Genomic DNA, 13,562 nt, shown 5'->3' on the forward strand with positions numbered 1-13,562 from the left:
ATCCTCCAGCCGGCGTCCGCGACCCGCGTCGTCCACCGCCCACATCACCGTACTCGAGCTGGACGGCGCGGGCGCTCACCGCTCTCGGGGCGGCGCCGTGCGGCGTTCTCGCGGTGCTCGGACCACGATACAGTCTCCTGGTGACCTACCGAGTCCGCATCCTCCATATCTCGGATATCCACTTCCGTGGGAGACGCGAGCGCGAGCCCTGGCGCGTCTCTCGCGTGCTCGGCGAGTCATGGGACAGGAACCTCGACGAGCTGTGTCGAGACGGTGCGACCATCGATATCGTCGCGCTCACGGGCGATGTCGCCTTCTCCGGCGAGGCGCACCAGTACGCCGCTGCATCCTCGTTCATCGACGCTCTGCTCGGCCGGATCGGCGTGCCTCGGACGCGGCTCTTCGTCGTGCCCGGCAATCACGACATCGATCGCAGCTTGTCGGTGCCCGCCTGGGAGTGCCTGCGCGAGCAGGTGGAACCCCATGAGGAGCTCGCCTTCTCCCGCTGGATGGCCGGCGTTGGTCGGCTGCGCGGCATCGCGCCGGAGTACCGCGATCAGATCCTCCTGCGCCAGGGAGCTTACCGCACCTGGGTGGGCGCGGAGCTCGGCCGCCCCGAGCTCCTGCCCGAGGCGACGCTCCATCCGAGCCTGGGCTACCGCGCGACGCTGCGCCTCCCGGGCATGCCGTTCGATGTCCACGTGATCGGCCTCGACTCGGCCTGGCTGGCCGGGAACGACAGCGACGCGGGCAAGCTGCGGCTCACGGACGACCAGGTGCTGCGGCTCGCGAACGATGCCGACGGACGACACCTCCGCGGCTATCGGCTGGCCTTGATGCACCACCCGCTGGGCGACCTGGCGGACGGAAACGCGAGCCGGCGCCTCCTGGCCGCGCGCGTGGACCTCCTGCTGCGCGGCCACCAGCACGAACCCGAGGCGATGGTGCTCGCCGACCCGGACCGCGCGCTGTACGAGCTCGCCGCCGGATGCCTCTACGAGCACGACCATTACCCGAACGCTTGCCACCTCATCGACCTCACGCTCGACGCCGACGGGCGACCGCAGCGCCGTGACGTCCGCTTTCGCGCGTGGTCGAGGCGGAGCGAGGCGTGGTACGACGACGGCAGCCTGTACCGCGCGAGCCCGGGGGACGGCCTCTCGCTCCAGAACGCGCTGCACGGGGCCGGCCCGGCGCCCGCTCCCGCGCCCTCGCGGCCGGCAGCGCCCGCGGTGACCGCCGCCGCGCCGGCGCGCGGCCGCCCGCGCGGCGTGTTCGTGGGCCGTGAGGCCGAGCTGCGTGAGCTCGAGGCGGCGCTCCTGCCGACCTCGGGCATCCCGGCGCCGACGGCCGTCTGCGCCCTCCACGGCATGGCCGGCGTCGGGAAATCGTACCTGGTCGATCGCTTCGCCGAGCTGCACGCCGCGCGCTTTCCAGGAGGCTATCTCAAGCTCGTCCTCGACCAGGACGAGCAACGCGACGAAGCGGGCTTGCTCGCCGAGCTGACCGAGCGGCTGAAGCTCGGCGCCGGGCTGCGCGATCCAGGGGACGCCGTGCGCTCCTGGCTCAGGGAGAGCGGGAGCCTGCTCCACATCGAGAACGTCGATAGCCGTCCTGTCGCGAGCACGGCGGCGGCGCTCGTCCGCCGGCTCGAGGGCTGCGCCGTCGTGGTCACGGGGCGCTTCCAGGTGTGGGCGCCGGGCGACGATCCAGGGTGTGTCGTCGTGCTGGTGCGGCCGTTCGAGGAGGTGATCGCGCTGGAGCAGCTCGCGAGGGAGCACCGCGCGCCGGGGACCGACGGAGAGCAGCGCGAGCACGAGCAGCTCGTGCGCGCCCTCGGCGGGCTGCCGCTCGCCGTGCATCTCGCCGCCGGGCACCTCCGCCGCGGGCGCTCGGTGCAGGGCTTCCTCGATCAGCTCCGGAAGAAGGGGCTTGCCCTGGAGCCCGCCGCGCCGGTGCCGCCGGCCGAGCGCGCGCGGGCGGTCGTACGGACGTCGCTCGAGCTGTCGCTCGATCTCCTGCGCCGAGAGCTCACGCCGGCCGATGTGGACCGTCAGATGGCCGGCCTCGCCGCGCTGGGGCTCGCGCCAGCCGCCGGCGTGGGGCGGGGCCTTGGGGCAGCCCTGGCCGGGCTGTCGGTGCTCGACGTCGAGGACCTCCTGGTCAGGGCCACGGAGCTGTCGGTGGCAGAGCGCGTGAGCGAGGCGGAGCGGCCGGACGGGGCGTGGCGCCTCCACCCGCTCGTCGCCGAGCTCCTGCTGGAGCGCGCGAGCGAGGAGGAGGCGCTCGACCGGATGACCGCGTGGTTCCTTGAGCGGCTTCCGGAGCTGCCGTTCGGCCAGGAAACGGAGCAGGGAAGGCGCTGGCGCGAGATACGCACGGAGCAGGCGGCGCTCATCCACTGGCTCGCCCGTGCGCCGGCGAGGGCGCTCGCGCAGATCGGTCGGGCAGGGTCCTGGTACGCGTGGACCAAGGGGCCATTTCGCTCGTGGTTGGATCTCTACGAGCGGGCGATCGCGGCGAGCGGCGCGCCGGCGCTGCGCTCGGAGCTCCTCTGGACGCACGCCTATGTGGCGCTCCGGGCAGGCGAGCCGGATCGCGCGCTGGCCGCGGCGCGTGAGAAGCGCGCGCTCGACCTGTCGCGCGGCGACGACTACGAGGCGGCGCTCGCGTCCGGCGTCATCGCGGACGTGCTCCAGCGGCGCGGTGAGCTGGAGGAGGTCCTGCGGATCCGTCGCGAGGAAGAGCTGCCGGTCTACGAGCGTCACAGCGACGCGCGATCGCACGCGATTACGGTGGGTCAGGTGGCGGAGGTGCTCGAGCTGCGCGGCGAGCTGGAGGAGGCGATGCGGATCCGCCGCGAGCAGGAGCTCCCTGTCTACGAGCGGCTCGGGGACGCGCGCTCGCGCGCGGTGACGCTCGGGGAGATCGCGGATGCGCACGAGGCGCGCGGCGAGCTGGAGGAGGCGATGCGGATCCGCCGCGAGGAGCAGCTCCCGGTGTTCGAGCGGCTCGGAGACGACCGGGAGCGCGCGGTGACGCTGAGCAAGATCGCGAGCGCGCGCGCAGCGCTGGGGCAGCTCGACGAGGCGCTCCGCATCTACCGCGAGGACGTCCTGCCCGCCCTGGAGTACATCGGCGACGTGCAGGAGATGATCAGCGCGCGCCAGGGGGCGGGAGCCTCCCTCCTTCGCCGCGGCCAGCCTGGAGACCGCGAGCAGGCCCGCGCCCTGCTCGTCCCGGCGCTCCGTGACGCCGAGCGGCTCCGCCTCCCGGCGGCGGACGAGATCCGTCGCGCGCTCCGCGAGCTCGATGGCGACCCCGGCGGCGTGAGGACGATGAAACTCTAGCGGACGAACCGGCCGATCACGTGGGGCCGCGCGCCGGTTTGTGGGAAGTACGCGGAGCCCGACGTGAGACTCCAGCTATACCCGGTGAGCTCCCCCGCGTTCGGAAGGCCCGGGGAGACAGCGTAAAGGCGCATGATGCCCCTGCCCGCCCCGCCGTCCGTGGTCCCGCTGCGGCACGGATTTGTCGGATCGGCCGGGACCCATCGCGTGTCTGCCGTGCTCGGGTCCGTGGCGCACCCGTGGGCGGTGCTCGTCGAGTCGATGACCCGGAGCGAATACTGGGTGGTGCCGGAGACGACGGGGGCAATGGCCGGCGCGATCGGGGTCGGGGCCGCATCGACGATCGCCGTGTGCCCCGAGCCGCCGTCTGTGTAATTGATGACCAGCAGATCGCCAGGCAGGATGTCGCCGACGTTCGAGAGCCGCCTGAAGTGGTTCCCGGCCAGCACGTGGCCGTACAGGCTCGTGGACGTAGGGCTCGTGGAGCCCCACCAGCCGCGGAGCGTCGATGTCGTCAGCGTGGAATCCGAGTTCAAGAGCGACAGGGTGAACAGCGATGCGCCTTGCGTGGCCCCGGTGAAGCTCGCCCAGTCGATGCTGCTCGGCGTCCCGAATCTGTTGGTGTCGGTCTTGTCGAGCACAAACGGCATGTCGGCGGTATGTTCGACGAAGGAGCGAGCGCTCAGGAGGTGACCAGGCGGAGCCTCTCGCAGCTGGATGACATACGCTGCGCCGGCGTTGGAGGCGCGAACGCCGTCGATCCAGGTGCCGGCGATCAGCGTGTCTCCCGAGAGCGCCACACGAACGTCCCACTTGTTCCATGTGGAGCTCTCGACCGTGCTCTGTGGCGTCCACACGCCGCCGATTCTGGAGAAGATCCTCGGTCCCGGTGCGCCGTCGTCGCTTCCGCTGAGGACCAACCTGTCCCCGGACACGGCGACGCTGGCGTTGCGAAACCAGCCCCCCCAGCCCGGAGCATCGCTGGAGTACAGCATGGCCCGCTGGGTCCACGCGCCCTCGCTGCGCGCGAAGACCACGGCGGCTAGCCTGCCGGGGCTGACCTCATCGTAGACGATGGTGCCTACCGCCAGCGTCTCCGAGCTCAGCGAGAGCGAGCCGCCGAATCGATAATGCGGCGTCGAACCGGCCGGCGGGTAAAGAACGGCCTGCTCGGACCAGGCGTCGCCGACACGGGTATACACGTAGACTTGGCACGAATGAGCGCGTGCACCATCGTCGCAGTCGCTGCCCATGACCGCGGTGTCGCCGTGCAGGGCAACGGCGTAGCCCTGGACGCGGGCGTCGAGGCTGGGCGCGAGCGCGGCCTGCTGCGCCCACACGGCGCCGCTCCGGACGAAGATGTACGCGCCGCCTCGGCCATAATCGCTGGGTGCCCCGACCATGATCGTGTCGCCCGATATGGCGACGGCATATCCGAACCGGCCGTCGCCGCCTGGGCCGCTCTGCGCGACGAGCTTTTGCTGCTCATGCCAGGCGTCGCCGCTGCGCACGAACACGTACGCAGCGCGGCGCCCCGTCGACGATGCGCGGTTTCCGACGACGATCGTGTCACCGTCGATGGCCGCAGAGACGCCGAAGAAATCGCCCGGCAGACCATCGCCGGGGGTGAGCACGGCCGCCTGGGACCACGACGCGCCGTCGCGCACGAACACGTAAGCTGCATCCGTGCCCATGGCGCCGACCACCGCGGTGTTCCCCGAGATGGCCACCGACCACCCGAAGTAGTCGTCGCTCGAAGCATTGCTGGCGTAGAGCGCTTGTTGCTCCGTGGCGATGAGCGGGTCGACCTCCAGCGGATAGGTCGCGCCGGTGTCGTCCACCACGATCGACACGTTCTCTTCGCTCAGCTTGAGCTCTGCCGGGAGCACCGTCCCGCGCGCGTCCTGAACGACGAGATCGGCGTACCGCAGCACGGCCGCACCGGACGCGTCCAGCAGATCCATCGACTGGCCGTCCTCCGATAGTCGCGGCGAGAGATCGCCCCCGAGCGCGATCTCCAGCTCCACGTTGCCTTCGCCCTCGCTGCGACAGGGAGGCCGTGAATCCAGGGAGAAGCCCTGCTCGAGCCCCAGCGGGCCGTTCAGGTACCACTCCGTGACATTCGAGCCCGAGGACGGGACGCGATGCCTCAGCTCCACGCGGTTGTCTGCCCCGCGCGGCTCGGCCGCGACCTCCAGGGGGGCGAGCTCCCCCTCGCAGCCGTAGCGCGCGAGCTTCATCGTGATTCGACCGGCGCTCTCCGCGCCCTCGCGGGTCACGGCGACGCCGGCCGACGTGAACTCGGAGAGGAGGCCGTGCGCCGGATTCAGAGCGCTCACCCCAGCGCGCACGCTCGCCGCACCGGGGCTCACATTGTAGGTCGCCGGTGCCTGTTTTTGAACCGTCGCGATGAACGCCGCGCGGTGCTTTGCGGACGCGGCGTGGGATCCCTCCTGTTCGTGAAGCCGAGTTTCCTCGGCGCTGTCCGTGCTCGCTGGATCGACCGCCGCGCTGCACGCTGCGACGGAGATGATACAAAACAAGAGCGCATGAACGGATGTTCGATGATGCGGCATGTGGCTCTCCTGTCGGTGATAGACCCTGACGGACCGGCGCCATGTGCGGCGCCGGAGCCAATGACCCGATATTGGATAGTAGAAGGCGGTCCACAGCGGCTCGCTGCTGTCGCGCGCCTCGCGGAGCGCGCCGGCGGACGAGCACACGTGGATGGTTAGGTCACGTGAAGGACGGTCCCGTCCTTCATTGCCATTGTCATCGTCCTCTCGGGTTTTGCGCGCGTCAAGGAGGGCGAGCATCGATGACGTTATTGAGGGAGGCGCCGCCTCGACAGGCTGTAGTGTGAAAGTGGGGCCTTCAATGCGTGGATGTCAGACGGCTTCCCCACGGAATGCGACATGGGCTACAGGACGGATCACGACGTCCCCGAGCGCGACGGCGCGGGTGAGGGGTTCAGCGAGCAGCGTCGGACAGCGTCGGTTCGCCACCGCAAATTCGTTCTTGGGCGACGAGGTCGCTTGTGCCGCAGCGCCCTCTGCAGCGACAGGAGTGCTCGTCGAGGCGGTTCTGACCGCGCTCGCCGCAATGGACGCATAGAGAGCCGTGCGCTGCGGTGTCTCCACGCACGGCCCTCTCAGGCCTCATCGCGATGGCGTCGCGCGGCGCGCCGCGCGCGACGCCGACTCACCCCTTCGCGATCCGCCCGAGCGCCTCGTCGGCCGACAGCAGCACCTGCTCCCACTCGTCCAGCGCGTTCGGCCAGTGCGGCGAGAAGCGCAGCACGCCGTCCGGGATCGCGCAGGCGATCCCGAGGCGGGTGAGCTCGCGGTACACCTCGACCACCGAGGCGCCGCCCGGCGGCCTCACCCCGAGCGCGCACGCCCGCTGCGCCGGATCTCCCGGCCGGAGGCTCTCCCACCCGCGCTCCCGGAGCGCCTCCTCGAGCGGGTCGAGGAAGCGGTTCGCGTGCTCGTGGATCCGCTCGACCCCGATTTGCAGGATCAGATCCACCGCCGCCTCGAGCCCGGCGAAGCCCGCGGCGTTGAGGTTGCCGCCCTCCACGAAGTCGGCGCGCTGCCGGATCGGCCGGTCGTACCGGAGCTTGCCCGGACCCTGGAGGAGGAAGCTCACGGCGTCCTCGTGGCTCAGCCAGCCCGCCACCGTTGGCCGCAGCGACGGCAGGCGCTCGCGGCGGATGTACAAAAAGCCCGTGCCCTCCAGGCCCATCAGCCACTTGTGGCCGCCGCACGCGAGGTAATCGACCCCGGCCGCCTCGACGTCGACCGGCATCGCGCCCACCGCCTGCACGGCGTCCACGCAGAGCTCGGCGCCGTGCGCGCGGCAGAGCGCGCCGATCTCCGCGAGCGGCATCCTGAGGCCCGTCTGGAACTGCACCGCGCTCACCGCGACGAGCCGCGCCCCGCGCTCGAGCTCGTCCTCCAGCCGGGCGAGGCCCGAGCCGCTGCCGTCCGCGAAGCCGCCGAGCGGCAGGAAGACGACCTCCAGATCGAAGATCGCGGCCGCGCGCTGCCACGGGGTCACGTTGGCCGGGAACTCCCCTTCGAAGAGGATCACCCGCTCGCGCGGCCGCCAGGGCAGGCACAGCGCGACGTCCGTGAGCCCGCGCGTGGTGCTCTGGACCAGCGCGATGTCGTCAGCCACCGCGCCGATGAGCCGGCCGAGCTTCTCCCGCAGGCGGAGCCGCTGCGCGTACCACGCCGGGAACGCGGCCGCCCCCTGCGCGGCGTAGTCGTCGAGCAGCGCCATCATCGCGAGGCGCACCGGCCGCGAGGGCGGCGAGATCCCCGCGTGGTTCACGTAGACGAGCGGCGCGAGGTGCGGGAACAGGCCGCGATCGCCGAGCTTCGCGGTGAACGAGCGATCCTTATCGATTTCGGCGGTGTGTCGCATCGGCTGGCTTCCCCCGTCGCTCCCCGCGGACCTTGGCGAGGTAGCGCGGCGGCGCGCCCTTCCCGGCCGCCGGCGGCACGAGGCAGTGCGGCTTCGTGCCGATGAGATCCCCACGGCCCGCCTTGATCAGCGCCTCCCGCGCCTCGTCGTGGTGCGCCGCGTCCCAGTAGAGGAGCAGCGCCTTCTGGAGCTTCTTCTCGCGCAGGTCCTTCGCCGTGTACACCGGCTCCCGCGTGAGCGGGTCGATCCCCGTGTGGTACATGCAGGCCGCCATCGACATCGGCGTCGGGATGAAATCCTGCACCTGGCGCGGCCTCATCCCCTTCTTCTTCAGGTAGAGCGCGAGGTCGACCATGTCCCGCAGCGTCGAGCCGGGGTGCCCCGAGATGAAGTAGGGCACGAGGAACTGGTTCTTGCCGGCCTCCTCGCTCGCGCACCGGAACTGCTCGGCGAAGCGCTCGTAGCTCTCGATGCCCGGCTTCTTCATCTTGTCGAGCACGTCCTTCTTGTTGTGCTCCGGGGCGACCGAGAGCTGGCCCCCCGTGTGGTGCGCGGCGAGCTCCTCGATGAACTCGGGCGACCGCTCCGCGAGGTCGTAGCGCACCCCGGAGGCGATGAAGACCTTCTTGATCCCGTCCTCCTCGCGCACCGCCTTCATCAGCTTGAGCAGCGGGCCGTGGTCGGTGTTCAGGTTCTCGCAGACCTCCGGGAAGACGCACGAGAGCCGCCTGCAGGCGTTCTCGATCGCCTCGTCCTTGCACCGCATCTGGTACATGTTGGCGGTCGGCCCGCCGAGATCGCTGAGCACGCCGCGGAAGCCGTCCATGCGCCGCAGCGCCCGCACCTCGCGCAGGATGCTGTCCGCCGAGCGCGACTGGATCACCCGGCCCTCGTGCTCGGTGATCGAGCAGAACGTGCAGCCGCCGAAGCAGCCGCGCATCGTGACGACCGAGTGCTTCACCGTCTCGTAGGCGGGGATCGGCGCGTCGTACGACCAGTGCGGCACCCGGGTGAACGGCAGGTCGTAGAGCGCGTCCATCTGGCCCGTCTCCAGCGGGAACGCGGGCGGGTTGAAGTACACCGCCTCGGCGCCGTGCGCCTGGAGCAGCGGGCGCGCGTTGCCTGGGTTCGTCTCGAACTGGAACGCGCGTGACATCTCCGCGAACGCGCCCTTGTCCGCGGCCACCGCCTCGTAGCTCGGGAGGATCACCGCCTTGCCGTCGGCGACGTAGCGGGAGCCCTCGATGTGCTCCCACTCGCCCTTGCGCAGGGGGACGGCGGTGCCCCGGACGTCGCGGATCGACCGGACGGGCTCGCCGCGCCGGAGGCGATCGGCGACCTCCCAGACCGCCTTCTCGCCCATGCCGAAGATGAGCATGTCGGCCTTGGCGTCGAGCAGGACCGAGCGGCGGACCTGGTCGGACCAGTAGTCGTAGTGGGCGATGCGCCGGAGCGACGCCTCGATGCCGCCGAGGACGATCGGGACGCCGGGGAACGCCTGGCGGCAGAGGTTCGCGTAGACGATCGAGGCCCGGTTGGGGCGGAGGCCCACCTGCCCGCCCGGCGAGTACTGGTCCTCGCTGCGGACCTTCTTCTGCGCGGTGAGCTTGTTCAGCATCGAGTCGAGGTTGCCGGCGGTGACCCCGACCATGAGCCGGGGCACGCCCATCCGCAGGAGGTCGCTCGGGTCCTGGTAGCGGGGCTGCGAGATGATCCCGACACGGAAGCCGCGCCCTTCCAGGAAGCGGCCGATGATCGCGGCGCCGAACGCGGGGTGGTCGACGTAGGCGTCGCCGTTGACGAGCAGGATGTCGAGCGCGTCCCAGCCCCGCGCCCGCATCTCCTCCCGGGTCGTCGGCAGGAAGGCGGTCAGGTCGCGGGGGGCGGCGCCGGCGCTGCGGCGGAGCTGGGTGAGGGGCACGGCGCCGTCACCCTACGGGCCGGGAGAGCGGTCGGCAAGGGGGCGGCCCCGGGCGCGCGGCCGGAGCGCGCCCGGGAAGCCCCGGCCGGGGTCGCGGCCGAGCCCTCCGAGCGGGGGCTGGCGGGACGGCGCCGCCCGCGTTTTCCCGGGAGAAACGCACAAATTGCACGATACCCGGCCAGCTGGTCACGGCTTCTGGCCACCGGCGCATCGAATCGCCGGACGCGACATAAGGGCTGGCCGCAGACCGCGGGGAGCCGCGGCGCTCCACTCAGCGTCAGTCGTTCGTGAGCTCGTCAAAAAACGCTGCAAAATAAGGGTTTTTTGCGCGCTGGGGAGGGTTCCCAAACGACCCGGAAAGAGGGTTCGTAAAAATTATATGTGGATTCACGATCAGATGATGCCCTCCACGCCAAACATCTCAGCTTCGCTGTGGTGCACGAGGTGGGTGTTCCCTTCCTTCGCGGGTTGCTCCGGGGGGTTGGCATAGGGCCGAACGATCGCGAGGACGTGATGCACGACGTTCTCCTCGCGGCGTACCGCAATCTGGAGACCTTCGACGCGAGCCGCCTCCTGCGGGCCCTCCAGGGGCGGCGTGACGAGGACGACTTCTTCGAGGACGACTTCGAGGACGAGGACCACGAGCCGCTGCAGCTCAGCGAGGTGCTCCCGTGGATCGTGGGGCCGCAGCCGAGGCGGGTGTGGGACTCGCTGTACCGGTGGCTTTACGGGATCGCGTGGCGGCAGGTGAGCCACTACCGCGACCGGGCCTATCGGCGGCGCGAGGTCCCGGAGGGCTTGCGGCTCAGCGCGATCGCCGCCGGCATCGACAGGCGACCCCGGCTGGAGCAGCAGCTGGAGGCGACGGAGCGGGCCGAGGTGATCGACGCGCTGCTCGCCACCCTGGATCCGCAGCGGCGCGTCATGCTGGTGATGCACGACATGCTCGACATCCCGGTCGTGGACATCGCCCGGGAGCTGCAGATCAACGAGAACACGGGCCAGAACCGGCTCCGGCTGGCCCGGGAGGACTTCCGGGCGGCGGTGAAGCGCCTCGACCCGGAGCAGCGGAGCGCGCTGCGCCTCGGCGACAAGCCGTTCGTCGCCGAGGCGACGACGAAGCGGCGGCCGGCGCCGCGGCGACGCGGGTCGGGGAGGTGAGGAACGTGAAGGCGGGCGGCGGCTGCTGGCGTCGCTTCACGTGCGTCCTGTTCGTCGTCTTAGGGCGAAAAACCGCAGGAACCCTTCGTCGTCGTACGCGCGCCCTGCTCGATATGTACCGGGCCCTCGTTGCCATTCACTATGATGTTCCTGCACCCTATTACAGTTCCGGGAGCAAAACCGTACAGGATCACGAAGACCGCCAGCGTTCCTCCTGTGACGATGTACCCCTTGCTCGGGAGGTTCAATCTCAAGCTCAGGAAGCCGCTCAGCGACATCGAGAACGCGGCCCCTCCGAGCGCCCGGAGAGTGCCGAGGGTCGGCATCATCTCGTTGTGCTGGTCCTCGTCCGGCCGGATGACGAGCTCGATCGCGAGCGGGAGAAGCAGAAAAACGCAGCCCACGATGAAGCCTGCCGGGACGAGCCAGCGCGGGAGGGGACTCTCAGGAGGATCCGGCGCTGGTGCCGTTCTGGTGTCCGTTTGCGGTGCAGGGTCGCTCATGCGTGATGCCTCCACACGATCACAACGCGCATAGGCGTATGCCACCGCGCGGCGGCTCGCACGGCTTTGTCCGCGGGCAGTCCCGGTCGGATGCGCAGACCTCTCGGCAGGAGCCCTGCCAGCACACTTGCGGGGCATCCGGTCGATCACATTCACTCCCCTCCCCAGGTGCGCTCTTGCACCGTGCCCCCGCCGCGAGGAACGGCTTATCCACGGCGATCTCGATGAGATCGCTGATCGCCGTCAGCTCGCCGCGTTCAAGCGCCTGCAGGACCAGGAACAGACGACCCGAGGGGGCGTAGTCCGTCGGCAACGGAGTCCAGCTCATCGAGGTCTCCGTTGGTTCGACCTCGGGTACGACCTTGAACCCGTCTTCCCAGGCCAGGTAGGGGACGTCCTCGGCGCGCCGCGAACCTGCCCAAACGGCGTGACTTCGAAACTCGTCCTCGCTCGTCGGCACGGCGTCGAGGAGCACCGCAATGACGGGCGCGTCGACCGATTGCCACTGTATGCGCAGCTGGCGGATGTCCTCCAGTTCGTCTTCGTCCACCCTGACGTCGAGCCCCTCAGGTGCCCATAAAAACGGGAGCCTACGGGGGGGGCGCGTCGCCGTGCAGGCGTGATCATCGCCGCAGCGGATGGTGGCGGTGTGACTTATCTCCTCTGGTGCGAGCGGGCAGTCGAGCGCTGAGGCACATTGTCCGCTCAAGGGGCGACAGGTATGAAAGTCGAGATCGCAAAAATCGCTCTTGCTGGCGCAGCTTATCTTCTCGCTGCACTCAACAGGCACACAGCTTCCGTGCGGGCTCGAACAATCTTCGCCCTCTTCGCACATCGCAGGGACGCAGAGCAGGTCACAGAGCATCGCCCCGCCAGCGTCGATGCAGGCGTGACCCGGCTCGCAGGTAACGCCGCCATCGTCGCACGTCGCGACGCACTGCCCCTCCATGCAACCCAGCCCGAGCGCTTCGCAACGAGCGCAATCGGGGCCCAGCAGATCGCCGCCATCATCGCAGCAGGTGAGCGCTGCGATCAGACCTGACAACAGCGCGCTAGAACGAAAGCTTCGCATACACCCGAAGGCCTCCGAACAAATTCGTCTCATCGTCCAGTTGGCGAAGATCTGAGCCGACCCCGGAATACTCAAATGTTGTCCGATTCGGCGTGGTGTCGACCACGACAAGAAGATTTGCGCCGAGGGATACGGCTCCGGCGCGGACCTCTGGACCGAAGTACAGCGGGAAAGCCCAGAAAGCGGTCTTCCGGCCCGTCGGCCCCTCCTCGCTTTCTCTCCAGGTGCGCCTCGCTCCCAACCAGGTTGCGATCGAGACCCGAGAGGTCCGCAGCAGCCGCAAGTACATGCCGCCCTGGAGAGCCCAGAATACCCCACGGTGCTCGCTGGTGCTCAGTGACGTGCCCGATGGATCTACGTAATGGGTATCGTCGGGTATGGTCGCGAGGGCCAACCCCGCGAACGGACCGAGCGCCACGTCATCCCCGAAGCGGAGGGCTTCCCAGCTTGCGCTGATATCGAAGCCGCACCGAGTCTCGCTCACCCGCAACCTCAGCCCACGTGTGTCGCAGGCCGGGCCGAACTCGAGCGATTTCTTGGGGCGTATGAGCTCCGCGCGTTCCGCTCGCTTGCGGCGCTCGAGCTCCGCGCGTTCCGCTCGCTCGCGGCTCTCACGGCGCGATTCGTCTTGCTTTCTCGCCTCCTGGATACTGCTTATCACGGTGGCGACGCCTGACGAAAGTCCGCTGAGTCCTTCGCGGAGCTCTTTGGTGATGTCCGAGCCGAATCCCTGGAGTTGGCTCTCCAACCTGGTTTGTTGGGCCTGGAGGCTAGCGACGCTGTTCTCGATCGTGCGAAGGTGCTGTGCCTGGTCCTTCGTGACAGCGGCGCTGAGCTTCTGAAGGTCGCGCCTGATCCGGGCCAACTCTAGGCGTTGCGCGTCCATGCTGCGACGGACCACTCCCAGGTCATCGAGCTTCGGAAGAACTATTTTCTTAAATTCTGAGAGCGCAAGATCGCCCTGCTTAGGGAGCGCCTCCTGAACGATCTTTCGTATGTCCTCGGCGCTCAACCCGTACTGGTTGTTGTAAACAGTGTGCGTGTCGCCGACGTGAATATCAACGTTGCCCGTCGTGTTGGTCACTGTGATGTTGTCGGAGCCCACGACGGAGACGTTTTGGGCCGCT

At 69.4% G+C, this 13,562-nt stretch carries 10 protein-coding genes; 3 read left to right on the plus strand and 7 right to left on the minus strand.

Annotation, left to right across the window (positions count from 1 at the left end; translation table 11 throughout):
- Positions 1-140: 140 nt before the first annotated feature.
- The gene (locus WME90_RS45470; RefSeq protein WP_437278357.1) at positions 141-3,350 is read left to right on the plus strand and encodes a metallophosphoesterase; all 3,210 of its coding nucleotides are present in this window, start codon (positions 141-143) and stop codon (positions 3,348-3,350) included.
- Here the strand turns inward: WME90_RS45470 and WME90_RS45475 are convergent.
- The 4 genes from WME90_RS45475 to WME90_RS45490 form a co-directional block, all read right to left on the minus strand.
- Positions 3,347-5,689, minus strand: a complete 2,343-nt coding sequence (locus tag WME90_RS45475; protein ID WP_437278358.1) for an FG-GAP repeat protein — start codon at positions 5,687-5,689, stop codon at positions 3,347-3,349. The two genes, WME90_RS45470 and WME90_RS45475, sit on opposite strands and share 4 nt — an antisense overlap.
- 862 nt (positions 5,690-6,551) lie before the next feature.
- Positions 6,552-7,778: an aminotransferase class V-fold PLP-dependent enzyme gene (locus WME90_RS45480; RefSeq protein ID WP_437278359.1), complete on the minus strand. Its 1,227-nt coding sequence runs from the start codon at positions 7,776-7,778 to the stop codon at positions 6,552-6,554.
- Positions 7,753-9,699, minus strand: a complete 1,947-nt coding sequence (locus tag WME90_RS45485) for a YgiQ family radical SAM protein (protein ID WP_437278360.1) — start codon at positions 9,697-9,699, stop codon at positions 7,753-7,755. The genes WME90_RS45480 and WME90_RS45485 overlap by 26 nt, the downstream gene beginning before the upstream one ends.
- Before the next feature lie 393 nt (positions 9,700-10,092).
- A complete protein-coding gene (locus WME90_RS45490) occupies positions 10,093-10,218 on the minus strand; it encodes a hypothetical protein (protein WP_437278361.1) in 126 nt (41 codons plus the stop codon).
- On the opposite strand from WME90_RS45490, the gene WME90_RS45495 reads away from it, so the two are divergent.
- Positions 10,213-10,860 (plus strand): RNA polymerase sigma factor, encoded by a 648-nt coding sequence (locus WME90_RS45495; RefSeq protein WP_437283747.1) that lies wholly within the window; start codon positions 10,213-10,215, stop codon positions 10,858-10,860. The two genes, WME90_RS45490 and WME90_RS45495, sit on opposite strands and share 6 nt — an antisense overlap.
- Positions 10,861-10,919: 59 nt before the next feature.
- On the opposite strand, the gene WME90_RS45500 is transcribed toward WME90_RS45495, so the two are convergent.
- Both WME90_RS45500 and WME90_RS45505 read right to left on the minus strand, forming a co-directional pair.
- Entirely contained in the window at positions 10,920-11,363 is a 444-nt protein-coding gene (locus tag WME90_RS45500; protein ID WP_437278362.1) for a hypothetical protein, read from the minus strand.
- Positions 11,364-11,382: 19 nt separating this feature from the next.
- On the minus strand, positions 11,383-11,913 hold the full coding sequence (locus WME90_RS45505; protein WP_437278363.1) for a hypothetical protein: 531 nt from the start codon (positions 11,911-11,913) through the stop codon (positions 11,383-11,385).
- A gap of 171 nt (positions 11,914-12,084) precedes the next feature.
- Between WME90_RS45505 and WME90_RS45510 the strand changes: the two genes are divergently transcribed.
- On the plus strand, positions 12,085-12,405 hold the full coding sequence (locus WME90_RS45510; RefSeq protein WP_437278364.1) for a hypothetical protein: 321 nt from the start codon (positions 12,085-12,087) through the stop codon (positions 12,403-12,405).
- A gap of 10 nt (positions 12,406-12,415) precedes the next feature.
- Here WME90_RS45510 and WME90_RS45515 read toward each other — a convergent pair whose 3' ends face one another.
- Complete coding sequence (locus WME90_RS45515) at positions 12,416-13,540, minus strand: hypothetical protein (RefSeq protein ID WP_437278365.1); 1,125 nt, start codon at positions 13,538-13,540, stop codon at positions 12,416-12,418.
- Positions 13,541-13,562 lie beyond the last annotated feature (22 nt).

Origin of the sequence: Sorangium sp. So ce375 (genome assembly GCF_051473855.1) — a bacterium.
Taxonomy (GTDB): Bacteria; Myxococcota_A; Polyangia; order Polyangiales; family Polyangiaceae; genus Sorangium.